This window comes from Paenibacillus sp. LBL, assembly GCF_029893715.1.
Taxonomy (GTDB): domain Bacteria; phylum Bacillota; class Bacilli; order Paenibacillales; family Paenibacillaceae; genus Paenibacillus_AQ; species Paenibacillus_AQ glucanolyticus.
This window is the reverse complement of the sequence record NZ_JARXYU010000004.1, coordinates 126,157-150,136: the sequence shown is the minus strand read 5'-3', so window position 1 is coordinate 150,136 and position 23,980 is coordinate 126,157. Positions and strand designations below refer to the sequence as shown.

At 49.1% G+C, this 23,980-nt stretch carries 30 protein-coding genes; 2 read left to right on the top strand and 28 right to left on the bottom strand.

Features of this window, described 5'->3' with window-relative positions:
- Window position 1 precedes the first annotated feature (1 nt).
- The 21 genes from folD to M2277_RS11725 form a co-directional block, all read right to left on the bottom strand.
- Window positions 2-862, bottom strand: a complete 861-nt coding sequence (gene folD, locus M2277_RS11825; RefSeq protein ID WP_280754816.1) for a bifunctional methylenetetrahydrofolate dehydrogenase/methenyltetrahydrofolate cyclohydrolase FolD — start codon at window positions 860-862, stop codon at window positions 2-4.
- Window positions 863-920: 58 nt separating this feature from the next.
- Window positions 921-1,379, bottom strand: coding sequence for a transcription antitermination factor NusB (gene nusB / locus M2277_RS11820; RefSeq protein ID WP_006209373.1), 459 nt, complete (start codon window positions 1,377-1,379; stop codon window positions 921-923).
- Window positions 1,380-1,556: 177 nt separating this feature from the next.
- Window positions 1,557-1,790, bottom strand: a complete 234-nt coding sequence (locus tag M2277_RS11815) for a DUF2273 domain-containing protein (protein ID WP_006209372.1) — start codon at window positions 1,788-1,790, stop codon at window positions 1,557-1,559.
- A gap of 15 nt (window positions 1,791-1,805) precedes the next feature.
- Window positions 1,806-2,345 (bottom strand): alkaline shock response membrane anchor protein AmaP, encoded by a 540-nt coding sequence (gene amaP, locus M2277_RS11810; protein WP_006209371.1) that lies wholly within the window; start codon window positions 2,343-2,345, stop codon window positions 1,806-1,808.
- 73 nt (window positions 2,346-2,418) lie between these two features.
- Window positions 2,419-2,832, bottom strand: coding sequence for an Asp23/Gls24 family envelope stress response protein (locus tag M2277_RS11805; protein ID WP_006209370.1), 414 nt, complete (start codon window positions 2,830-2,832; stop codon window positions 2,419-2,421).
- Between the two features lie 118 nt (window positions 2,833-2,950).
- Window positions 2,951-4,294, bottom strand: coding sequence for an acetyl-CoA carboxylase biotin carboxylase subunit (gene accC / locus M2277_RS11800; RefSeq protein WP_036636762.1), 1,344 nt, complete (start codon window positions 4,292-4,294; stop codon window positions 2,951-2,953).
- A gap of 54 nt (window positions 4,295-4,348) precedes the next feature.
- Window positions 4,349-4,852, bottom strand: a complete 504-nt coding sequence (gene accB / locus M2277_RS11795) for an acetyl-CoA carboxylase biotin carboxyl carrier protein (protein WP_006209369.1) — start codon at window positions 4,850-4,852, stop codon at window positions 4,349-4,351.
- Window positions 4,853-5,021: 169 nt separating this feature from the next.
- On the bottom strand, window positions 5,022-5,852 hold the full coding sequence (locus M2277_RS11790; protein WP_006209368.1) for a SpoIIIAH-like family protein: 831 nt from the start codon (window positions 5,850-5,852) through the stop codon (window positions 5,022-5,024).
- A gap of 71 nt (window positions 5,853-5,923) precedes the next feature.
- Window positions 5,924-6,565, bottom strand: a complete 642-nt coding sequence (gene spoIIIAG / locus M2277_RS11785; RefSeq protein ID WP_006209367.1) for a stage III sporulation protein AG — start codon at window positions 6,563-6,565, stop codon at window positions 5,924-5,926.
- Between the two features lie 14 nt (window positions 6,566-6,579).
- Complete coding sequence (gene spoIIIAF / locus M2277_RS11780) at window positions 6,580-7,299, bottom strand: stage III sporulation protein AF (protein ID WP_280754815.1); 720 nt, start codon at window positions 7,297-7,299, stop codon at window positions 6,580-6,582.
- A gap of 40 nt (window positions 7,300-7,339) precedes the next feature.
- Window positions 7,340-8,548: a stage III sporulation protein AE gene (gene spoIIIAE / locus M2277_RS11775; protein ID WP_280754814.1), complete on the bottom strand. Its 1,209-nt coding sequence runs from the start codon at window positions 8,546-8,548 to the stop codon at window positions 7,340-7,342.
- A gap of 15 nt (window positions 8,549-8,563) precedes the next feature.
- Window positions 8,564-8,953, bottom strand: coding sequence for a stage III sporulation protein AD (spoIIIAD, locus tag M2277_RS11770; RefSeq protein WP_006209364.1), 390 nt, complete (start codon window positions 8,951-8,953; stop codon window positions 8,564-8,566).
- Window positions 8,954-8,963: 10 nt separating this feature from the next.
- Window positions 8,964-9,167 carry a stage III sporulation protein AC gene (gene spoIIIAC, locus M2277_RS11765; RefSeq protein WP_006209363.1) on the bottom strand — a complete coding sequence of 68 codons (204 nt, stop codon included), beginning with the start codon at window positions 9,165-9,167 and terminating at the stop codon, window positions 8,964-8,966.
- Window positions 9,168-9,182: 15 nt separating this feature from the next.
- Window positions 9,183-9,701: a stage III sporulation protein SpoIIIAB gene (spoIIIAB, locus tag M2277_RS11760; protein ID WP_006209362.1), complete on the bottom strand. Its 519-nt coding sequence runs from the start codon at window positions 9,699-9,701 to the stop codon at window positions 9,183-9,185.
- Window positions 9,694-10,692: a stage III sporulation protein AA gene (spoIIIAA, locus tag M2277_RS11755; RefSeq protein WP_280754813.1), complete on the bottom strand. Its 999-nt coding sequence runs from the start codon at window positions 10,690-10,692 to the stop codon at window positions 9,694-9,696. Before spoIIIAA ends, spoIIIAB begins: the two co-directional genes overlap by 8 nt.
- A 119-nt stretch (window positions 10,693-10,811) precedes the next feature.
- On the bottom strand, window positions 10,812-11,078 hold the full coding sequence (locus M2277_RS11750) for a YqhV family protein (protein WP_280754812.1): 267 nt from the start codon (window positions 11,076-11,078) through the stop codon (window positions 10,812-10,814).
- Window positions 11,079-11,263: 185 nt separating this feature from the next.
- On the bottom strand, window positions 11,264-12,517 hold the full coding sequence (locus tag M2277_RS11745; protein ID WP_076152712.1) for an aspartate kinase: 1,254 nt from the start codon (window positions 12,515-12,517) through the stop codon (window positions 11,264-11,266).
- Between the two features lie 236 nt (window positions 12,518-12,753).
- The gene (gene efp / locus M2277_RS11740) at window positions 12,754-13,311 is read right to left on the bottom strand and encodes an elongation factor P (RefSeq protein WP_006209358.1); all 558 of its coding nucleotides are present in this window, start codon (window positions 13,309-13,311) and stop codon (window positions 12,754-12,756) included.
- A gap of 91 nt (window positions 13,312-13,402) precedes the next feature.
- Window positions 13,403-14,473 (bottom strand): M24 family metallopeptidase, encoded by a 1,071-nt coding sequence (locus tag M2277_RS11735; RefSeq protein WP_006209357.1) that lies wholly within the window; start codon window positions 14,471-14,473, stop codon window positions 13,403-13,405.
- Window positions 14,474-14,511: 38 nt separating this feature from the next.
- Window positions 14,512-14,958 carry a type II 3-dehydroquinate dehydratase gene (gene aroQ, locus M2277_RS11730; RefSeq protein WP_036636754.1) on the bottom strand — a complete coding sequence of 149 codons (447 nt, stop codon included), beginning with the start codon at window positions 14,956-14,958 and terminating at the stop codon, window positions 14,512-14,514.
- A 78-nt stretch (window positions 14,959-15,036) separates the two neighbouring features.
- Entirely contained in the window at window positions 15,037-15,534 is a 498-nt protein-coding gene (locus M2277_RS11725) for a YqhR family membrane protein (protein WP_006209355.1), read from the bottom strand.
- A 163-nt stretch (window positions 15,535-15,697) separates the two neighbouring features.
- Between M2277_RS11725 and M2277_RS11720 the strand changes: the two genes are divergently transcribed.
- A complete protein-coding gene (locus M2277_RS11720) occupies window positions 15,698-16,690 on the top strand; it encodes a DUF1385 domain-containing protein (RefSeq protein WP_063479092.1) in 993 nt (330 codons plus the stop codon).
- A gap of 6 nt (window positions 16,691-16,696) precedes the next feature.
- Window positions 16,697-17,026 carry a hypothetical protein gene (locus M2277_RS11715; protein WP_036636750.1) on the top strand — a complete coding sequence of 110 codons (330 nt, stop codon included), beginning with the start codon at window positions 16,697-16,699 and terminating at the stop codon, window positions 17,024-17,026.
- Window positions 17,027-17,073: 47 nt separating this feature from the next.
- On the opposite strand, the gene M2277_RS11710 is transcribed toward M2277_RS11715, so the two are convergent.
- The 7 genes from M2277_RS11710 to M2277_RS11680 form a co-directional block, all read right to left on the bottom strand.
- On the bottom strand, window positions 17,074-17,997 hold the full coding sequence (locus tag M2277_RS11710) for a patatin-like phospholipase family protein (RefSeq protein ID WP_006209352.1): 924 nt from the start codon (window positions 17,995-17,997) through the stop codon (window positions 17,074-17,076).
- A 79-nt stretch (window positions 17,998-18,076) separates the two neighbouring features.
- Window positions 18,077-19,633, bottom strand: a complete 1,557-nt coding sequence (locus tag M2277_RS11705) for a family 10 glycosylhydrolase (protein WP_006209351.1) — start codon at window positions 19,631-19,633, stop codon at window positions 18,077-18,079.
- Between the two features lie 117 nt (window positions 19,634-19,750).
- A complete protein-coding gene (mntR, locus tag M2277_RS11700) occupies window positions 19,751-20,176 on the bottom strand; it encodes a transcriptional regulator MntR (protein ID WP_006209350.1) in 426 nt (141 codons plus the stop codon).
- A 153-nt stretch (window positions 20,177-20,329) separates the two neighbouring features.
- Window positions 20,330-21,043: a cytochrome c biogenesis CcdA family protein gene (locus M2277_RS11695; RefSeq protein WP_006209349.1), complete on the bottom strand. Its 714-nt coding sequence runs from the start codon at window positions 21,041-21,043 to the stop codon at window positions 20,330-20,332.
- A 17-nt stretch (window positions 21,044-21,060) separates the two neighbouring features.
- Window positions 21,061-21,867: a metal ABC transporter permease gene (locus M2277_RS11690; RefSeq protein ID WP_280754811.1), complete on the bottom strand. Its 807-nt coding sequence runs from the start codon at window positions 21,865-21,867 to the stop codon at window positions 21,061-21,063.
- A 48-nt stretch (window positions 21,868-21,915) separates the two neighbouring features.
- Window positions 21,916-22,665: a metal ABC transporter ATP-binding protein gene (locus M2277_RS11685; protein ID WP_006209347.1), complete on the bottom strand. Its 750-nt coding sequence runs from the start codon at window positions 22,663-22,665 to the stop codon at window positions 21,916-21,918.
- 100 nt (window positions 22,666-22,765) lie between these two features.
- Window positions 22,766-23,824: a metal ABC transporter solute-binding protein, Zn/Mn family gene (locus M2277_RS11680; protein ID WP_082834325.1), complete on the bottom strand. Its 1,059-nt coding sequence runs from the start codon at window positions 23,822-23,824 to the stop codon at window positions 22,766-22,768.
- Between the last annotated feature and the right edge of the window lie 156 nt (window positions 23,825-23,980).

Sequence of the window (23,980 nt, the reverse complement as noted above, 5' to 3'; positions counted from 1 at the left end):
ATCAGGCCAACCCATTCAGCCTTTTGGCGGCTAACAAGGTATTCTGCATCAGCATCGTGATGGTCATGGGGCCTACGCCTCCAGGAACCGGGGTAATAGGGCCGGACACTTGCTTCACGCTCTCGAAATCAACATCCCCGGCAAGCTTTCCGTTCTCCAGGCGATTCATCCCGACATCGATGACAACGGCTCCAGGTTTCACATAGCTGGCATCGATCATATTGGCTCTGCCGATCGCGACGACCAGAATATCCGCTTGACGAGCAATTTCGGCCATGTTGGCGGTTCTGGAATGACACATCGTAACCGTGGCATTCTCCCGCTGAAGCAGGAGGGACACCGGCTTGCCCACAATATTGGATCTGCCGATTACAACGGCATGCTTGCCCGCAATCTCTATGCCGGTTCGTTTAATCATTTCAATCACACCTGCTGGAGTACATGGAAGCAAGCTGTCATCGCCTATTACGAGGTTACCCACATTAACCGGATGGAAACCATCCACGTCCTTCTCCACCGAGATTGCATCGATGACAGCTTTCTCATGGATGAGTTTGGGCAGAGGCAGCTGAACCAGAATCCCGTGAATGGAATCCTGGGCATTAAGCTTGTCCACCAGCGCCAGCACTTCTTCTTGGCTGGAATCCGCGGATAGCCGATGCACCTCCGAATAATAACCCAGATCCTGACATGCCTTTTCCTTGTTACGAACGTAAACATGCGAAGCCGGATCATCACCTACAAGTACAACAGCCAAACCAGGACGTACATTCTGCTTGGACAATTGTTCTACTTCTAACGCAATCCCCTTGCGAATTTCCTCGGAAATCTGTTTACCGCTAATAATCGTTGCTGCTGTCATCCTTATCTCTCCTCCACTATGATGGAATGATGCGGCCTTTACGTTAAGTGCGCACAGTTCAAGACTGACGCAGCTTCAATTTGACTTGGTCCAGTTCTTGAATCATCCGGCCCAGTACGCCGTTCACGAATTTACCGGACTCATCGGTTCCAAAATGCTTGGACAACTCAATTGCCTCGTTTACGGCAACCTTCCCAGGCACATCTTCACGACTGCTCAGTTCATATACTGCCAAACGCAGAATTTGACGATCCACACGGGAAAGACGACTCACCTGCCAGCCTTTCAAATAATGAGCGAGCAGTTCATCAATGGATTCCTTGGATTCCCAAGTTCCATTAACGAGCTGCAGTACATACTCCTTCATTTGGACTTCGTCACCGATTACCCGCTCGGTCTCATTCTCTTCGGCCGCTTCCGAGAGCAGCATCGACACGGCTTCCATGCTGTCGACTTCGTTCATCTCCATTTGGTAAAGGCTCTGAACGACAATCTCTCTAGCTACACGTCTTTTCATTTCGTTCCTCCTGTGGACCCTGCCTGAATCCATTTTTTCTAATTAGTATGATCCATTTATCATCAAGACTTGACAACAATAAAACTCCAAAAAAAAACCTGTGAATATCTCTCTCCGCAAAAAAGGCGCACTAAACCTGTCCTCAGCATTTTTTCCGGAGAAAGCATATCACAGGGTTCATTTAAACGGCCGCCAACGCTCAGAAAGCCAGCGCCCCCATTCCTGAAAGTGGAACATGGAGCCTTGCTTCAAATCCTTACGTTTGCCAAATATATAGCCGATAAATACCACTAATGCAAAGAACAACATATCCCAAAAACCGGATAATAAATAAATCAGTCCGCACACAAGCCCGCCGGTCACGCCGGCAATTCTTCCTCTGTGACTCTCCCATATTTCTTTCCAGGGCATTTGGGAAGCTCACCTCTATTCCACGCGGCTCTTGAAGCTTGGTGCCTGAACCACGTTAGCAATATACACGGATACGGATGACACAGGTATTCCAGTTGTATCCTCAACAAAGTCGTGCACCTGCTTCTGTACTTCGGTTGTCAGCGTTGGAATGGATTCCTCTCCATCAACCACGGCGCGAATCGCGATATCCAGACCTGACTGGGATACTTTGATTCGGGACTTCAAATCCTTTACGCCTCGGACGCGTGAAGCAGCCTTGAGACACAGATTCTCGATCGTCTCCACAGAGATTTGGATATCGCCAAATTCTGTACGCTGATCAATGGAATTCAGGTTCGAGCGATCACGTCTTACTGAGATGTAGAAGAAACGAATGCTCAGCAAAAACAACACCGCAGCTACGATAATTCCAGCCCAGAAAAGACGTTGTTCCTGCACACTCGTTAACGTATACGGAACAGCGCCGCTCAACAGGAGGATGGCAACTACGGATATAACACCGATGCTTAAGCTGTAGATAAACAGCAGAAGTCTGTCCATTATTTTGGCCACGATTCAGCACAGCCTCCCTTATAAATTAGAGTAAACCCTCGACATCGCTGCCCAGGGCTAGCCTGAAACTATTCTATTTCACGCGTTGAGCCAGATCCAACTCTTCCGTCTTCTCTACGGATTTCATGAAATGGACATCATGAATATGTACATTGACTTCAATAACCGTAAGCCCTGTCATATTCTCTATTGAACGTTTCACGTTGCGTTGGATTTCTCCAGCTACTTCCGGAAGACGATACCCGTATTCCACAATAACGGATACATCAACAGCAGCTTCGCGTTGTCCCACTTCCACTTTAACACCCTTGGATAAGTTTTTGCGTCCGAGCAGTTCAGCAATACCGCCTGCGAAGCCTCCGCTCATTCCTGCAACTCCACGCACTTCAACCGTGGCAAGTCCAGCGATGACTTCAATAACTTCCGGCGCAATCTGAATCTCACCGATATCTGTACGTTCGAATTCTGTAGGCAAAGTTTCCGCCATTGTCTCAACACACCTTTCAGAATAAGTAAGCGGATGCACCCGAACTGCATAAGGCATGCGCTCTTATTACTCATACTATACCATTTGGCCAAGTTTATGACAAACTTGGCCAAAGTATTCAAATCTCATTTTCTTCCAAAAATTTAATATCAAAGTCACCCTTCAGGAAGGTGGGATGATTCATCAGTTTTTGATGGAACGGGATTGTAGAATAGATTCCCTCAATCTCGAATTCCGCCAAGGCGCGCTTCATCTTCGCAATCGCTTCTTCACGCGTCGGCGCCCATACAATCAACTTGGCAATCATGGAATCATAATAGGGCGAAATGGTATAGCCGGGATATGCCGCGCTGTCCACCCGCACGCCAGGACCACCTGGAGGTAGATAGAACTGAATCGTTCCCGGTGCAGGCATGAAGCCTTTGTCCGGATTCTCGGCATTGATGCGGCATTCGATGGACCAGCCGTTAATGACAACATCCTCTTGACTGAAGGAAAGTGTGTTGCCTTCAGCGACAGAGATCATTTCCTGGATCAGATCCACCCCGGTTACCATTTCGGTCACCGGATGCTCTACCTGAATCCGCGTATTCATTTCCATGAAGTAGAACTGACCGTCTGGCGACAATAAAAATTCAAGCGTTCCGGCACCAGAGTAATCAACAGCTTTCGCCGCGCGCACCGCCGCTTCTCCCATCCGGCTGCGTACCTCTTCACTTAGCACCGGACAAGGAGCTTCTTCAACCAGCTTCTGTCTCCGGCGCTGCACGGAACAGTCACGCTCTCCGAGATGCACGGCGTTGCCGTGTTTGTCAGCCATAATTTGAATTTCGACATGCTTCATGCCGGTTAAATATTTCTCAAGATAAACTCCCGCATTGCCGAATGCTTTCTGAGCTTCCTGCTGTGCGTTTGTAATCTGCTTAACGAGCGACTCTTCGTCCTCTGCGATCCGAATTCCCTTACCCCCGCCACCTGCAGTGGCTTTGATAATGACCGGATAGCCGATATCCCGGGCAAGCATAACCGCCTCGTTCAGATCCTCTACCAAACCGTCCGAGCCCGGAATAACCGGTACACCGGCATCCTTCATCGTTTGTTTTGCAACGGCCTTATCCCCCATACGGTTGATTGCGTCAGCCGAAGGACCGATAAAGGTAATATTGCAGGATTCACAGATCTCAGCAAAGTCCGCGTTCTCGGCCAGGAAGCCATAACCCGGGTGAATGGCATCACACTCGGTCAGTGTGGCAACACTCATAATATTGGTGAAATTCAGATAACTGTCTTTGGATAGTGTAGGGCCGATGCAATAAGCCTCATCCGCTAAGCGAACATGCAGCGACTCACGATCCGGCTCCGAGTATACAGCAACGGTTGCGATGCCGAGTTCCCGGCATGCCCGGATGATACGAACGGCAATCTCTCCCCTGTTCGCAATAAGCACTTTTTGAAATGTCATGCAGTAACCTCCTTCGGACTCTTACGACTCTCGTTCTTGGCGAGTCCCTCCATATTACTCCGGCTTCACCAGAAACAGAGGCTGCCCGAATTCTACAAGTTGTCCGTTCTGAGCGAGAACCTCTACGATTTCGCCTTTGATCTCTGCTTCCAGTTCGTTCATCAGCTTCATGGCCTCAATGATGCAGACCGTCGATTTATCAGTCACCTTGTCCCCGGGACTAACAAACGGCCCAGCTTCTGGAGAAGGGGAACGATAAAAGGTTCCTACCATCGGTGAAACGATTTTATGTAATGAGCTGCTGCTATCCTCCACTGTATCCTGCCCCGGTGCGGCTGCAGGCGCCTGATTCCCCGTATTCGGCTGTACGATCTGTGGTGCCATCACTTGCTGTGCTGGTATGTACGCTTGCGGCGCAGCTTGATAGTTGTTTACAACCTCAGCTGCATTGGGTTTCTTAATGGACAAGCGTGTACCTTCGCTCTCAATCTCCAGTTCATGTACGGAAGTTTGATCCACCAGCTTAATAAGTTCTTTGATCTCGTTTAATTTAAACATTATCGACGTTCACTCCTTCACTTTCTTGGAAGCCCTTGCTTAGGACAGTCAGTCAATAGCTTAGAGTATTATATCACAATCAGGCGAAATAGAAAGAGCCCAAGGCAATCCTTAGACTCTTTCAAGAGTATCGTATAAAGATGCTTTATGTTGAATCCTGCAGACGGGCTTACGGCGTAACATATCGGACAGTTACTTTATCCGGTGAAACCTTCAGTTCCTTCATCACAAGATCGACAATGCCGGCTGCGCCTTTGGCATCAAGTTTGTCGCTCAGAACAACAACATTGTACTTCTCGCTTTCTTCTTTTACAACAGCGTTGCCAAATTGCTGCTGCAGCGACTCCTCGATGCTGAGAATCACTTCCTCTTTCTCTTCAGCCGCTTTCAGCTGTTGGGTTGCTTGTGCCGTTTGCTCCGGCTTATCTTCGTGATTGTCGATCTTTGTCATCAAATCATCGTATAATTTCATATTTTTTTGTGCCCGCTCTAATTTATAGGACTCCAATTGAGCTTCAGCGGAAGTTGCGTTGGCAGCCACTTGCTCTAATATTTCTTTCTCTGATCCCTCTCCGGTATTCGTGCTGCTGGTATCTTTGGAATTCTCAGCTCCATCCTTGGATTCCTTCACCTCAGGCTCTGCCGGTTTTTCTGCTGCCCCATTCTCTTTTCCTTCATCCCCTTGCTCTCCCTGTGTCGCTTCCGCAGGGTCTTGGGCACCTGTGGCACCTGTGTCGGTTGTTCCAGCCCCTTGCTCATTAGCACCGGAATCGCCGTCCGTGCCTTCTTCGAGAACTTCGTTCACAACCAGTTCGTCACCAGTGCCTGTAGTTCCGTTTGCTTCTTGTCCAGCACCTGGCTTCTGTCCGTCAACCTGCGTGCTCTCGGCAACAGGCGGCGCTTTGGTTCCGGAATCATCCGTAAATAAGTAGTAGGCTGACAGAATGACCATTAAACTCAGCATGGAAACCAACCAGATGGTTTGTCTTTTGTTATTCATTTGAACTTTTCCTCCTTTAATTGAAAAACCTTGGAATGAACGATCGGCTCATTCGCGAGACTCCTTGCTTACTACTGCTTGCGTGGGACAACGGATATTCGATAGGATGGGACATTGAGGCCGCGCTGGATCGCATCCACGATCAAGCTTTTGACAATTTCATTCTCCGCGCCCTTGGCTACGACAAGCACACCCCGGACCTGCGGCTTGATCTTCTTGGTAATAATGGGCGTTTGATCACCGGCTGAATCGTAAGTGACGATCTGCCCGTCGCGCTGATAGCTTGTAACATGACGTTTCCCCCCGTTTGCATCGGTTTCCTCCGTCAGCTCTTGTGTATCCTTCATGTTGCGCTGAACCACCAGTTCTTCCGTAGAATCCACGGTTACCATCACATCGACGGATCCTACGCCTACAATCTGTTCCAACATGGTCTTGGTACGCATCTCGAAATCCTGCTCTATCGATTCAAAATCCGCGCCGCCGCTGCTTGAAGTCCCCCCTTGCGTTGTAGATACTGAGGCCGATTCGGGCGGTGGCTCACGGCCGATATTCTCGTGATCAAGCTTCTTTACATTCACGAAAGAATTGAACAGCATGATTGCCACACCGATAAGACCCAGAATGATCAACCAGCGGAAGGTTTGTATTTTTCTTGCTCCGCCAGCTCCTCCGCCAAGCCACTGTTCCAATCGCTTCAACCAATTCCCCATCATCCTCACCTCCGCTACAGCTTTTTATCCTGCTCCTGGCCTGGCATATATATCGTGATCAGATCCGGCTCCAAATCCCAGCGACGGCTGATGTAATCCCGTACGGGCTCCGCCCTTGCCTCGTCGGCTATGCTTACGGCCTCTGCGTTATCCTTAGCGTTTGCCTTCCCATCTCTTTCCGTTGATGAAGGCTCAACGTTGACTCGAACAGAATCCACCGGGGGGATGCCGATAGGGTGCTGATTTTCTTCCTCTACTGCAGCATCCGCTTGTTCCATCCCGGTCAGTCTGACATCGACAGAACGTATTGCCGCGCCGGAATATCCCTTGTCCTGTCCGGCAACCGCAGCCAGTACCACCTTAACCTCTTGTACCGCTTCCCCTGTTTCTGCGGAAATTTCTTCCTTCATCACCCGTGCCAGTTCATTGCCTGCCCACTGAAGGCTTTGACTCTGCTGCATATCCTTCAGCTTCTCAGCCTGTGCCATAATCTGTTCCAGTTGAACCTCTTCCGGCAGCCCCTTCTCCTGACGCTCCAGCTCCATCGCCAATTGGTTCTCGGGCGGGTCCGTAATCAGCGAGATAATCGGACTTAGCAGTGTGAGCAGAATGAGGAGGCTTAGAACTAACCGGGCATAACGTTCCATCGCCTTGCCAGGCAGTATCAGATCAACGAAGGCCGCAAAGAGGACCACCATAATGACGCTTTTCAGCCAAGCTCCAAGCCAGTCCATTCGTCAACCCTCCTAAACTGCGACTGTTGCATTTACCTTTTCACCTCATCATGACGGTGATGTTGCCTGCGGTGAGCAATATCGTTATCGCCAGGAAGAACATCATGCTCACGGCGGCCAAGGCTGCAAACACATACAGCATCGTCTTTCCGATCGTTTGCAAGCAGGTCCCGATCGGCGTGTCCCCAAGCGGCTGCATCACCGCAGCTGCCAGATTATATATCAAGGCAAGCGTCAAGATTTTGATTGCAGGAAATGCACACAGAAACAAGATGATTGTGACCCCTGCCAGACCGATGGAATTCTTAACGAGCAATGAGGCCGAAATCACGGTATCCGTCGCGTCTGCAAACATCTTGCCGACTACCGGAACGAAATTGCCTGTTACATATTTGGCTGCCCGGATCGTCACGCCGTCCGTAACCGAGCTGGTTAACCCTTGAACGGAAATGACGCCGAGGAACACGGTAAGCAGCACGCCCAGAACCCCCATGGAGATTCCTCTAAGCAGATCGGCAAGCTGGGTCAGCTTGTACTTTTCAGACAGCGAACTCACAAGATGCAGCAGTGCCGAGAAGAACAGCAGCGGGAAAACAATCGTGCTTATCAAGGTGCCTACCGTATGTACCATGAATATGACCAGGGGATGAGCAACCGATACCGTTACAACATTCCCCATTGACGCCATGAGCGCAAAGAGCAGGGGAAGCATCGCCATCATGAAGTCAATCATCTGCGTGATCGCATCCCGCGCATATCCAATCGCGATGCTGAAGCTGTTAACAGCAATGACCAGCACGACCATATAACAGATCGTATAGGCTACGCGGCTCACCGTGCTTTTTTCAAAAGCCGTCTGCAGGTTCTCCAGGATGAGACTCATGATGCTCAGCATGACGATGGTAGCCAGCAGTTTGCCGTTATAGAGCACCTCATGCCATAAATATTTCCCAATACCGGACATAACCCCTTTGAAACTTAACCCGTCGCCGCCCGGCAGCAGCATATCCATCAGAGACGGCGTCTTGCCGTCCGGGAAGAATCCGCCGTAATCCTTCATCAACCGGTCCCAGTATTTCTCAACCTGGTCCGTCGGCAGCTGCTCCGTCTGCTGCTCCACCCAATCTCCTGCCGGATTTGATGCCTCAGCCGCGGATACCGTGCCGCACAACAAGCCGGAGAGAAACAACATCAAGGTTAGTAAACGAAACACGGCTAAGCCTTTTTGAATGGTCGCTCCTCTTCCCATGTCCCCCCACCTTTATCAAGCCGGGAGGAGCTTCAGGACCGTCTCGATAATGATCCCGATAATCGGTACAGCGAGCACCAATATGAGCACTTTTCCCGCCAGTTCTATTTTGGATGCGATTGATTCCTGTCCGGCATCTCGTACGATCTGGGCTCCCATCTCCGCAATATAGGCAATGCCGATAATCTTCAGGACCGTCTTTAGATATATGATCTGGACTCCGGAGTTCTCCGCCAAATCCTCCAGCATGGATATGACATTTCCGATCTTCCCGATGAGGAAGAGAAAGATCAGCACTGAGGTCGCCACGGCGAGAAGAAAGGCAAAGAGAGGCTTCTGTTCCTTGACCACCAATATCAGCACGGTTGCGATGAGACCCAGCCCTACCACCTGGATAATTTCCATAAAGGTCCACCTACTGGAATAGAAAAATACTTTTGATTTCCTTAAGCAAATCGTCGAGCAGTCTTATGACCATAAACAGCACCACCACAAACCCGATAAGAGTCACCCAATGCGCCATGTCTTCCTTGCCCATTTGTTTCAGAACGGTATGAATCATGGCGATAATAATGCCGATACCCGCGATCTGGAAGATGGCATTCACTTCAATGTTCATTTCCTTGGCACCTCGCTAAAAGATCAAAATGACGATCAATGCTCCAATTAGCAGCCCCAGACTCTTGCTCATCTTTTCATATTTGACCTGGTCGTCCCTAGCCGCTGCTTCTTCATGCTTCAGCTGACCGACGGCCAGAGCTATATGTTTGATCTGGTCCTGCCTGTCACTGGTGCCAAGTACGCCGCTAAGCTGCTCCAACACCTCTCGCTCGGCACTTTTCATCGATGTTCGCTTCCAATATTCGCCGAGTGCCTTCCGGATGCTGTCCTGTGCGGATAACCCGTAGTCGGGTCTCATGTAAAGTGCAGCTGAGGCAAACAAGGATCTGAGCGGCTCTCGAAGGGAAGTGCCAATTCGCTCCAATGCATCGGGAAGCGGTGTAAAACCGTAGCTGATTTCCGTCTCTAGCCGTTGAAACGCCAGAATGAGTTCTCTTAGCTGCCTGGGTCTTGTCGCAAACTGCTGGGCTTGAAAAAATCCGGCCAAAGTACCTGCTCCCAGCACGAGCACCGCGCCCACCAGTTTAAGCATAGGCATCACCGCCAGGCGGGCCGCTCGCAGCCGGCTGAAGTGTGCGCTGACCTCCGTCATACAGCTTGTATGATCTTTGGTCACCCGTTCTGTTAAGAACGGCATACATCTCAAACATCCGGTTCTCCAGTAATCCGGAGAGTGCTGGTCGGCCCCGCATATCCTGGACGGATGAGCCATGCGCCGTTGCAATCACGCTTATGCCTGCATGCAAGGCTTCAATGACAGCTTCGGCGTCTTCCGGGCGGCCGATCTCGTCCACAATCAGCACATCCGGCGACATGGACCTTATCATCATCATCATCCCTTCCGCTTTCGGACATCCATCCAGCACATCCGTACGGGGACCCACGTCAAATCCCGGCACTCCCCGCAAACAACCTGCAATTTCAGAACGTTCGTCAACGATGCCAACTTTCATTCCCGGCCAATGCACGGCCGAGTTCCCCCATTTGCCATGGCTGATTTGCCTCGCCAAGTCCCTGAGCAGCGTGGTCTTGCCTTGCTGAGGCGGGGATAGAATCAGCGTGTGCAGAACCCTCTTCCGCTTGCGGTCCAGTAAATGCGGGATGATATCGTTTGCTGCTCCCTGTACTTCCTTGGCAATCCGTACATTGAATCCGCTGATGTCCCGAATGTGTTCAACTCTACCTCCGCTAAGCACGGTCCGGCCTGTGAGTCCAACCCGATGACCGCCGGGTATCGTGATGAACCCTTTGCGCAGCTCCTCTTCCATGGTGTAGAGGGAATGATTACTGATGAGATCCAGCAGCCTGTGGGTGTCTTCGCGTGTCGGTTTATACGCTTCTTCTGGCCGCAGAGTGAGTCCGCCTCGCAGGTCCAGAAAGTGATGCTTACCCGCCGAATTGATTTCGAGCGGACGCTCCTCCCGGATACGCACCTCCTCCACATGATGGAGAAGCTCGTTCGATAAGCCCAGCAGCATTCGTTTTACGGTTTCGGGAAACAGTTCCAGCCAGCTCAGTGTCATCTCAATTTCCCCCAAGTTGTCCTTTTTTGAAATATGGCGCTTTACAGAACGTCATTTAAATAAATAGAACTTCTTATCCCATGTGTATGCTTGTACCGAGAAATTATGCAGCGAATCTATCATTTTTTTAAAACTCCGTATAAGAGACAGGAGACGCCGCACAAAATCCAGCCAATCTTCCCCCAAGACAATTTATCTGCCATTCCTACAAGACCGATCGTTGTCGTAATAATCAACACCAGCGGACCCGTGAAAGCCAGTGCTGAATTAACAGCCAGCGCTTTATCAACTTGATTCAGACGATGCATGATGATGGCCGCCACAATCTCGAGACTGCCGGAGAAAATTCGCAATGTAGCCATACTAGCGACAAACTTGTCCAGCATGCTGTTTATCCTCCTTCTTCCTTCTTCACGTCAGTGATGTTTAAAAATATGCGAGTGACTCTCGTTTTATCTCTATTTTTTTCAATTTCATAGAACCGATATCTGAAGCGAATGAACAACGCAAAAAATCCCGATCGATATCGACCGGGATTACTCTATTAAAACAGGTATAATAGCTGAAAATGTTATCGTCGAACCTGCGGTCCGCCAACGGAAGCCTGCTGGTCTGTATCCAGCCCGTACGCAGTATGCAGCGCCTGTACAACACCTTCGAGATTGCTGCCCTCAATTACGCAGGACACTTTAATCTCGGAAGTGCTAACCATCTTGATGCTGACGCCTTGCTGTGAAATCACATCGAACATCTGAGCTGCCACGCCAGGATGGCTGACCATTCCCGCTCCGACAATCGACACTTTCACAAGATGGTCTTCCGATGTCACATCACGGTACGGAAGTTTACCACGAATCTGCTCAATTACGGACAGTGCGCGTTCGCGATCGCTCAGGGAAACGGTAAAGGAAAAGTCCGCTTCGCCATTCTGCACACCACTCTGCACGATAATATCGACGTCAATCGCTTCCTTCGCCAGCTCTCCGAACACTTGAGCCAAGACACCCGGCGTATCGGCAACACCCAGGATACTGATTCTGGCCACATTCTTGTCAAATGCAATTCCGCTGACAACCACACCTTGCTCCATGCTTGTTTCCTCCTTAACAACCGTACCCTCGTTATGATTAAAACTGGATCTGACGACTAGCTTGACTTGATTATGCTTCGCATATTCAACCGCACGCGGGTGAAGGACCGCTGCACCAAGATTGGCAAGCTCCAGCATCTCGTCATAGGAAATCTCCTTCAGCTTCCGCGCGCATTGGACTACCCGCGGATCTGTAGAGTAGATTCCGTCCACATCCGTATATATTTCACATACATCCGCTTGAATGGCTGCTGCAAGAGCAACCGCGGTGGTGTCTGATCCTCCGCGACCAAGCGTCGTAATTTCTCCTTCTTCGGACATTCCCTGGAATCCCGCGACAATGACGATGTGACCATCGTCAAGCGCCTTATGCACGCGCTCAGGCATAATGTCGGTTATACGAGCTTTGCCATGGACCGCTTCCGTACGGAAGCCTGCCTGCCAGCCAGTAAAGGACATCGCCTTGCGCCCCAGGCCGTGAATAGCCATGGACAGCAGTGAAATCGATATCTGTTCCCCTGTGGTCATCAGCATATCCATTTCCCGCGCCGGCGGGTTCTCATTCAACAGTTTCGCCTGATCGATCAAATCGTCTGTTGTATCCCCCATAGCAGACACTACAACTACACATTGATGACCTTCATCTTGTTTCTCTACAATTCTTCTGGCAACACGCTTCATGCGTTCTGTATCCCCAACAGAGCTGCCTCCGAATTTCATGACGTACAGTGACAATGCTTCTTTCACTCCCCGCTAATCAGTATGTAACAGCATTCAGGTGGTTTCTCACTTTAAAACAGTATAATACGAAAGTGAGTCATCCCGTCAAGGCTTTTCAAAAGCAAAACGTGCACAGCGCATGGATCCAGGCCCGGCTCATCGCAAAAAACTCCCGTACATGCGTACAGGAGTCCTTGATTTAGAACATATTGGCACCCTGCGAGTCTTCGAAGGGTCCCGTTTAAGCCATACTAAGCACGGGAGATATATTTACCTTCGCGCGTATCAATCAGAAGCACATCGTCTTCGTTAATGAACAGCGGAACCTGCACATTGAGGCCGGTTTCCACTTTCGCACTCTTCGTAGCACCCGTAGCCGTGTTGCCTTTGATTCCAGGCTCGGTCTCAACAACCTTCAGCTCAACGCTGTTTGGCAGGTTGATACCAAGGATCTCACCTTGGTAGCTGATGATGTTAACGTTCATGTTCTCTCTCAGGAAGTTTAGCTCCCACTCCAGCTGCTCGCTGGTCAAGCTGAACTGATCATAAGTTTCGTTGTCCATAAACACATGCTCTTGTCCGCTTGCGTACAGGTATTGCACTCCGCGGTTGTCGATGATGGCACGACCGATGGTTTCCCCCGCACGGAATGTCTTCTCAACGGTGTTGCCGTTACGAAGGTTTTTCAACTTGGAGCGCACGAAAGCTGCGCCTTTACCCGGCTTCACATGTTGAAAATCCAAAACGCTAAAAATATCGCCATCCACTTCTACGGTCAAACCTGTTTTAAAATCGTTAACTGAAATCACTAAGATTCCCTCCTAAGGATACGGTCTAATGAATTGCATTTCATTCCTGATCGAACATTCTTGGTCATAAGAGACTCCTGGAGCTGCCTCTTTATAGTACAGTGTAATCTTTGGACGAGCTAGTCAGTATATGAATACCCGTTTCCGTGATTACGATATCATCTTCGATACGCACGCCGCCAAGCCCAGGCAGGTAGATGCCCGGCTCGACCGTGACCACCATGCCCGGCTGCAGCACATCATCACTCATCTTGGAGAGGCGCGGAGATTCATGAACCTCCATACCCAAACCATGTCCCGTGCTGTGGCCAAAATATTCGCCATATCCATAACGTGAAATGATATCACGTGTTAAGGCATCTGCCTCGCGTCCCGTCATGCCTGGTTTAATATGATCCAGTGCGTGAAGCTGCGCTTCAAGCACAATATCATAGATTTCCTTCAGTTTAGGGTCAGGATTGCCGAGTGCAACAGTTCTTGTCAAATCGGAGCAGTATCCGTCAAGCAGCGCACCGAAATCAAATGTAACGAATTCATTCCCCTGAATGACGCGCTGACTGGCAACACCGTGCGGAAGGGCGGATCGTTCGCCGGAGGCAACGATGGTGTCGAAGGAAGAGGAGGTCGCACCATGCTTGCGCATGAACATTTCCATTTCCAGATCGATCTCCCGTTCCGTTTTACCGCTCGACAGAATGGTCAGCACATGACTGAACGTTTGATCCGCCAAATCTGCCGCTCGCTGCATGATACTCAGCTCTTCAGCATCCTTAAATATACGCAGTTCCTCCACAAGGCCTGTAACCGGCGCCAAGCTGATTGGTGCAAGCTGTTCGGAATATGTGGAAAACACACCGTATGTAACATGATCCTGTTCAAAACCAAGCGAGGTGATTCCTTCTGCAGCAAGCAGATCTTTAACCGTATCCATGACCTTCGGTCCATGCTCGACCACTGTAAACCCAACCGCTTGCTGCGGAGCCTGTGTCATGTAACGGAAATCCGTCAATAGATAAGATTCATTCAGCGTGATCAGCACATAACCGGCAGATCCGGTGAATCCCGTCAAGTATCTGCGGTTGACCGGACTTGCAACCAGCATAGCCGACAAGCCTTTGCCTTGAAGTTTCTCACGCAGCTCAACAACTCGTTTGTTACTCATTCGTTACCCTCTCCTCTCACCCATTTCCCAAGAGCAAACTATCCTTCTTGGTCATCCAGAACTTGTAAAAGGGCTGACAAGCCCAGTGTGTAACTGGCTGCGCCAAAACCCGCGATTTGCCCGACAGCAACAGGTGCTATGACGGAAGTATGACGAAATTCCTCCCTGGCATGAATGTTCGATAGATGAACTTCCACTGTCGGAATACGGGCGGAACTGATGGCATCACGTACAGCGTAGCTGTAATGAGTCAGTGCGCCTGGGTTAAGGAGTATGCCGTCCGCGAGCCCAATAGCTTCATGGATCCGGTCAATAATTGCACCCTCATGATTGGACTGAAAGAAGGTAATACCGATACCGGCGAGATCCGCCTGTTTGCGCAAATTATCTTCGATCGCCTGCAGGCTGAGTGAACCATAAATCCCCGGTTCCCGGAAGCCGAGCAGGTTTAAGTTCGGTCCGTTTATCACCCATATGGATTTCATAGGGTTTCCCACCTTTTTCGTCAAATAACCAAAAGCTATTTTACCATAGGCAGCATGAGATTGAGAAGTTTTTCTTGTCTAGCCTGTCACCTTCTTCGGTTCACGCAGTTTCTCATCGGTGAATTCCTGCGCTGCCGTATAGCCGATAAATAGTCCCCACAATATAAAAATACAAACTTCGGAGATGTTTGTATCCCACGGCAGCTTCTTGACCGGGTCCGTCAGTCGGAGCCACGGGTTGAGGGCAATAAACAACACAGCCCACCATAAAATTCCATAAGCAATCCCGGGCCATGGACCCTTGAGTTTCCTTAGCAAGAGCACATAGATAAGCGAAGCAATGACGGAAAAGGCGATGAAGGATAGCCACCCGGCGATTTGACCCGCTGTGCTCTTGAGAAATTCATGTTTGAAGAATGGCTCCAACAAAAATCCAGGCAGCACCTTCGTAAAACTCAGCCAGTAAAACAACCAGAGTACAGCCCCCCAGATCAGTCCAGCATAATAGCCCAGCTCCAAGGCAAACAAGAATGGACTCGTTACCTGATTCTGCTGCCGAAATTGATGTTCATGCATCTATCGATTCTCCTCTCTATGTTATGGAAACACTTCATTGCCTCAGTTCTTCTTTCAAAGTAGTATGCACCTCTTCCCTTGCGGCTAATCCAACTAGAAATTACTTTCAAAATTCGATACAATAGTTCATAGAACGAAAAACATGTCAGGGAGGGTGAACTGGTTGTCCGATAAGTCAACCCCGATCAGCTATGGAGGCCAAGCTGTAATCGAAGGCGTTATGTTCGGCGGCAAGCATGTCAATGTGACAGCCGTGCGGCGAAAAAATAACGAAATCAAGTTTCTAGAGGTGCCTCGCGAAGACAAGGCATGGGTTCGTAAGCTGCGGAAGATTCCGCTTCTTCGCGGCATCGTCAGTCTCATAGATTCAACAATCAAAGGTTCCAAACATCTGAATTATTCGGCTGATGCTTACGCAGACGATACGCTGGAGCCGGAAGAACGCGAGAAACAGAAAGAGAAGGAAGACTCAGGCTGGAGTTTAAGCATGATTATTGGTGTCGCCGCCGTCAGTGTGCTTTCCTTTATATTCGGTAAGCTGTTGTTTACACTCGTACCTGTTTTTGTAGAAGATTTCTTTTTTGGCGATACATTTGATCACTATATTGTGCATAACCTGATTGAAGGCGTTATTAAATTAATACTGCTCCTTGTGTATTTGTGGGCGATCTCCCAAACACCTGTCATTAAGAGACTGTTCCAGTACCACGGTGCTGAACATAAAGTCATAAGCGCATTCGAAGCAGGTGAAGAACTGACGGTGAAGAACGTTCAGAAATATACGCGCCTGCATTATCGCTGCGGCAGCAGTTTCATGATGCTGACTATTGTGCTCGGCGTTGTGGTTTACTCGGTAGTCCCATGGGATACCATGACAGAGAGGGTCATTCAACGAATCGCGCTTCTTCCGGTGGTGCTGGGCGTTTCCTTTGAGTTTCTGAAACTCACCAATGCCATGCGTGATACGCCGGTGCTTCGTTTCCTCGGATATCCCGGTCTGTGGCTGCAGCTTCTGACTACAAAGGAACCTAATGATGCTCAGGTTGAAGTATCCATCGCATCCTTTAACAGAATGCGTGAGTTAGATGCTCAATACGAGAATGTTACCGTTCACCAATCTGTGACAGGAAGTGTGCTGGATCCCGCGAAAGGGTGATAATCCATGAGAAGGCATGCGATCATTTTTTGGACGGCTAGCACCTTAGCCGCCGTAGGGCTGCTGGTACTCCTGTTAGAACCTGGATCAAGAATGAGTATTCTGATCCCCTTGATTATTGTTGGCGTTGTGTATTTGCTCTACAAGTTTCCGCCGCGCCGCTTAAGCAAGCGTCCCAAGGTGAAGCCTTCCAAGAGAACAGCGGCAAAAATGGCAGCCAAGAACGCTCCGGTGCGAAAAAGCAGTCCAGCTAAACGCAAACAGTACCCGTTTCAGGTCATCGATGGGCAAAAAGGTAAATCAGACCCGCCGGATGATGTTCCTAAATATCATTAACAATAAAAAACCGCCCCCTGCATGGAAATGCCGGGTGGACGGTTTTTTTATTGTTCAGAGCTCCAGCGGCTGAAAAATATCGTCCCTGCCGTTAATCCGGAATTATACAAATCCTCACTCTCGTCCTTCGTCAGGTTGAAATGTGTCGTTCCGATGCCGAGCGTCGGGATTTTGATCGTTCGGTTTCGATTTTTCTGCTCGATATACCGTTCATCGTGGGCCGACAGCATCGTCTCAAACATGGCAGTCAGCATGCCGATGGGCCCCTCGATCAGATGAGGAAAGTTGCTATTCTTTCCAACCATTTGAAAACCAAGCACAGGCAGCGGCTTAGGCCCCCCTTTGGAATCACGGTCAAAGAGCCACAACGGGAAATTGCTAAGCAGCCCTCCATCCACAATGTAGACAAACTGATCTGCCAAGGATTTGCCCTTAGCAGCCCTGCCCAATAAGCGAAGAATGACCGGATCAAAAAAATAAGGAATGCTGCAGCTCATACGAACAGCCTTGGCCACAGGGAACGTTTGCGGGTTAATTCCATATTGACGAAGATCATCAGGAAGCACCAGCAGCCTTCCGTTTGTTATGTCAGAGGCTACAATATACAGCTTGCCTGCCGGTATGTCCGAGAAGGTAAAGATCCCTTTCGCAAGTAAAATGTCTCGAATCCAGTTCTCCAGGGCTTCTCCGGAATACAGACCCTTCTTAATCAACACCCGCAAGGCAGGACCGATAAACTTCGTATTAAATATCGGGGCGCGCTGGAGAAACGAATGAAAAGGCGTTTCCTCGATAATATCCTTGATCTCATCCGCGCGGTAACCGGCTGCCAGTACGGACGCAATGATTGATCCGGAAGATGTTCCGGCAACGCGGCTGAACTCTACCCCGGCATTCTCCGCTGCTTTGACAGCCCCTGCAAGCGAGATGCCCTTGACTCCCCCACCTTCAAAAACCGCATTGATTTGCATACAAAAATCCCCCGCCTCACATGGTCTAATGACTATGTATGAGCACGGGGGAAATTTCATACCTATAGGACTTGCTGGATTATCTATAATATGATTGCAATTGATCTTTAAGACCTAACGGATTGCTTAAAATATTTTCTGCTCTAAAGAAAATGCTGCCTGTAACCTCTGAATAATTCTGATTGTACTTCAATTGGTTAATGATTTCCGATGCGCTTTGCCAACCGATTTCACTGGTTCCAAGCTTGTAGGGTGCATGACCGATAATGAGATCCACGTCCGTTCCTCGAACCTCGCCAACCCACCAGTCAACCAGCTTGTCATAATCGACAGCCGGATTACTCATGCTCCAGTAAATCTGTGGAGCTACATAATCGATCCAGCCGTTCTGGATCCACGCCCGTACGTCGGCATACATGCTGTCATAAGCGGTCACACCGGCTTTGGTATCGGATCCGGTTTTATCCACTGACTGGTTGCGCCATACACCGAATGGGCTGATTCCGTATTCAACGTTAGGCTTCGCACGGTGAATACTCTCACCAAGCGACTGGACAAATGCATTGATGTTGCCGCGGCGCCAGTCTCCGAGATTGGAGTAAACTCCATTATTGTACTGCCGATACGCGGCATCATCGTTAAATACCGTATTGGATGGATAGAAGTAATCATCCAGATGAATGCCGTCGATATCGTACCCGTTCACCACTTCCATAATGGTATCAATAATGTGCTCACGCGCATCCGGGATACCTGGATTGATATACAGTTGCTTACCGGTGTTCACGATCCAGTCCGGATGGCTTAAGGCCACGTGAGATGGATCGAGTGTTGCTGTCAGGATATCGGTGTTGGCCCGGAACGGATTGAACCAAGCGTGGAACTCCATATTCCGTTTATGTGTTTCTTCTACCATGAATGCCAGCGGATCATACCCCGGGTCTGCCCCTTGAATGCCAGTCAGCACCTTGGACCAGGGAACCATGGAGGAAGGATACAAGGCATCTCCAGCCGGACGCACCTGCACGTACACGGTATTGATGCCAACTTCCTGGAGTGAGTCCAGTAAGGAGGTATAGGATGCTTTTTGCTGTTCGGCGCTGGTTTTCGATTTTGGCCAATCGAGATTGAACACCGTGGAGATCCACGCCCCTCTGATCTCGTCTCCCGTGGATACGGGCGGCGGAACGACTACCATGCCTGTGAAGAGCGAAATACGCTGTGCCGTTTGATTCCACTCTACTTGCAGGCCAAGATTCTCACTGATAAACCGCAGCGGAACCATAACCCGACCGTTCTTAATCTCAACCGATGCATCCAGGGCTACGGATGAGCCGTTCACAAATGCTGTTTTTTTGCCGGAAGTCAATTGAAGATTGGAACCGTCCTTACCGATCGTTACCGTCTTCGATTTCTGATCCCAATCGACCGATGCGCCAAGCCCCTCACTGATAATACGTGTTGGAACCATCGTCACATAGACCTTGGGCAATATGTAAGGAGATACGTCACTGTTCAGGTTAACACCGTCCAACTGTATGCTGATACCGGCTGTCTTCGCTTGCGCAGTTGGGACCACCGACGGGAGACACAATAGCAGCATAATCAGCACCAACAACCATCTACGAAGCTTCATTTCTATTATTCCTCCGAAAATATGAAATTTGCAGGTAAATCTAACCTATTAATAAAACACTAGAAATATGACAGTTTAGTTTAAAAAAGCATCTGTCACAAGCGGACAGATGCCACATTACGATTCGTTGACTAATTCGTTATGAACGTCACGCAAATCCTGAAGTCGATTCTCATCACGCTTGAAATACTCGACAAGCGTCTCAATTCTCATAATGGAATCCCAGCTCAAATGATGCTCGATTCCCTCAACGTCCTTATAAATATTTTCATCCTGTACACCGATCATCTCAAGAAATTCCTCAAGCAAATGATGGCGTTCCATGAGCCGCTTGCCCATTTTTTTGCCTTTGCTGGTCAACACCAATCCACGATATTTTTCATAAATCAAATATTCGTCTTTGTCCAGCTTTTGAATCATTTTCGTGACGGATGAGGGGTGAACCTCCAAGCCTTCGGCAATATCCGAAACGCGCGCATATCCTTTTTCGTCAATCAGCTTGTAGATGCGCTCCAAATAATCCTCCATGCTAGGTGTCGGCATCTTATTCCCTCTTTTCTATAATTACATAACCATTGCAAAAAAACCTCTTTTACCTGCACTAGTAATGATACATGTTTTTAAGACCCGTTGGCAAGTCCTGGTCCAATCCTATAACATTATTGACTTATGAATTGGACCAGCTTAACCTGCTCATTAGAATTTGAGCCACTCCGGCGTAATGCCTTGCAGCCAAATCGTAATTTTGTACATTTGATCCGTAAAGAGCAGAACCCCCATCAGAATCATCAGGATGCCGCCTACCTTCATCAACGTGCTGGAATATTTCAGGATCCAGCGGGTAGAGCCGATAAAGAATGCCAAAATGAAAAATGGAACGGCAAATCCTAGTGAGTACGAAGTGATCAGCGGGAACCAGGTTCCTGGATCAGAGGCTGCCAGTGCAATGATTGCAGTTAAGATCGGCCCGACGCAAGGCGACCATCCTGCGGCAAACCCGATGCCAAACAAAAACGTTCCTATGTATCCGGTCGGCTTCGATTTAAAATTGAATTTCCGATCCTTCATTAGAAATTTAGGCTGGAAGAGGCCGATAAGCATAAGTCCCATCACAATGATAAGCAGTGCAGACAACTGGCGAATCAGATCCTGATACTCTGTAAAAAACTCCCCGAATAAACCTGCCCCCCAGCCAAGGGTGTAATAAACGGCAGAAAACCCAAGGATGAACGCCAAAGTGTGCGTCATGGTCCGGAAGCGGACCTCCTTGCGGTTCTGCTCGTTCTTCAGGTCATTCACCGACATGCCTGTAATGATGGATAAGTAGGACGGGTATAACGGTAAGCAGCATGGAGATATAAAGGAAGCAAAACCGGCAGCAAACGCAATGCCGATATTAATATCAGCCATTTTATTTCAGAACCCCCTTATGTCGTAAAGCCCTTTTTGCCGACAAGTGTAACGATAAGCAGACCAATCAGCAGCAGCACGATAGTTGCACCCGGTGCCAAATTGAATACGCCCGCAAGCATCAGTCCCCCGATAACGGCAATTTCGGAGATGATAACCGATAAAATGATGGAGCTTCGGAAGCTTCTCGCCAGCAATAAACTGATCGCTACCGGTATGGTCAGGAGCGCAGATACCAGAAGTGCGCCCACAATCTTGATGGCCGTGCTTACGACAAGTGCGGTCAGAACCGTAATGATCATGTTCATCATTTTGACAGGCAGCCCGCTGACGCTTGCCGCATCCTCCTCGAAACTGAGCAGGAAGAATTCTTTGAAGAACATGACCACCACCGCGATCACGATAATCGTTACACCGCCTACCATATAAATATCGGTGGTATCCAGCGTATAGATGCTTCCAAATAAATAACTCATAACATCCGTATTATAGCCCATTCCCAATGTGAAAAACAGCGAAGCCAACGCTACGCCGCCAGACATAATAATCGCGATTGACAGCTCGGCATAGCTTTTGTATGCCTTTCTCAGCTTCTCAATCGCAAAAGAGGCCAGAACCGCAAACACAAGTCCTGCGGCTAGTGGATATACTTCAATCAAAAATCCCAGCGCCACACCCGCAATCGTGACGTGCGACAAGGTATCGCCGATCATGGACAGCCTGCGCAGCACGAGGAATATCCCGATAAGCGGGGCTGTTAAACCGATCAGAACCCCTCCGATCAGCGCCCGCTGAAAAAAATCGCTAAGCAAAATATCAAGCAATGATAACGTCTCCTTCTCCTGCTTCACACAGTTCCGTATGCAAATGCATTATACGAGCGAATGCTGCAGGTCAACTTCCGCGCAATTCTCGATTTCATGGGAATGGCGAACATAAAATTGTATTTTCCCGTTCTGCGATACCGGCGACTCTCCCAAGTAGTCTTTAACCATGTCCAAGTCATGGGTCACCATCAAAAAGGTCATATGATGATGGGCATGCATATGGGTAATCAATTCAAAAAATCCGGCCTGAGTCTCGGCATCAATACCAATCGTTGGCTCGTCCAATATGAGCAGATCCGGACGATTGATAAGCGCACGGGCCAGGAATACACGCTGCTGCTGACCGCCGGACAGGGCGCCGATCCGCTTGTCTGCAATATCCTGAATACGCATGACTTCCAGAGCATCCTCGCATTTCTGATGATCCAGACGGGTCAGACGGCGAAACATTTTCTTGCGGTTATATAACCCGGACATCACCACTTCGCGCACGGTTGCCGGAAACAACGGGTTGAACGAATTTTTCTGCGGAACGTATCCAATCCGCTCCCAGTCCTGAAATTTCCGGATCGGCTGACCAAACAGTTCGATGGATCCTTCCACGGCAGGCAGCAATCCAACGATCATGCGAAGCAACGTGGTTTTGCCCGCTCCGTTAGAGCCGACGATCCCTACAAAGTCTCGTTCTTTGATGGTGAAATTAAGATCCTTGATCACCTGCTGATCGCGATAATGAAAGGATACATTCTTGATTTGTATAATCGGTTGATGGCAATCCTGCGCTGCCGGTTCCATAACCAGGCCGCCTTTCTCTCTGTAGTCTCTCTATCAAGTATACGAGCATATTAACATTCCATGACACAAAAGAAGAGGGGGATATTATCCCCCTTCTTATTTATTGTAATGCCTTCGTTAGATTTTGCAAATTTTTCTCCATCAGCGTGAAATAATTCTCACCGCTGTCCACCTGCTCCTTCGTCAATCCTTCTACCGGATTCAGCACCAGCGTTTCCACGCCCGCTTCATTAGCCAGCGTTTTTGCAAGTTTATCCGATACAAGTTCTTCGAAGAAAATATATTGAACTTCCTTCTCCTTCACCGTTTTGGTCAGGTTCACAATGTCCTGTGCTCTCGGCTCAGCATCTGGAGACAATCCCATAATCGCATGCTGTGTCAGACCATAATCCCGGCATAGATAACCGAATGCCTGATGAGATACAACGATGTCTTTTTTCGGCAAACCGGACAATTGATTCGTAAAGTCGTTATCCAGCTTCACGAGCTTCTCTTTCAATCCTTCATAGCGCTGTTCATATAAGTCCTTATGTTCGGGATCCACTTCAACGAGGCTATTCTTGATGTTCTCCGCCATCGCCAATGCCGATTTCGGACTTACCCATGTATGTGGATCTGCATGATGCGCACTCGCGTTATTCTCCGTTGCGCCTTCTTCGTGGTCATGGCCTTCATGATTTTCTTCGGCACCTTCCTCGTGGCTGTGGTCGTGCTCCTCTTCATGAGCTGCTTCTCCATGCCCGTGACCATCGTCACCCTCTGCATCAATCAACTGAATGCCTTGGCTGACTTCGACTGGTTTCACCTGGGTATCCTTATCAAGCCCCTTCAGAAAACCGGGTACCCATCCCTCAAGGCCTGCGCCATTATAAAGAAACAGCTGAGCTTTGGAAGTGTTGACGATATCCTGGCTGCGCGGAGTCCAATCATGCGGCTCTACGCCGGTTGGCAAAAGATTTACCACATTGACCTCGTCGCCGCCGATCTCCTTCGTAAATTCATATATAGGATAAAAGGTAGTAATGACGTTGACCTTGCCTTCTACAACGCCTCCGCCCGATTTACTGCCACACCCGGACAAAATGACAACTGCCAATAACATGGAGGTTATACTCCAGGTCCAACTGTTAAGCATATTCTTTCTCTTACTCATGTTCATCTCCCCACACCGCTCCGTTCATTTAATCGTAAACTTTACTAACAAGATTATAAGAGCAGGAAAACCCAATTGTCAACCAAATCGTAAAAATTACTATTAGATTTCGATAGAGATGTTATGTACTCCTTATTAACGGAAAAAAATAACGGCGTACCC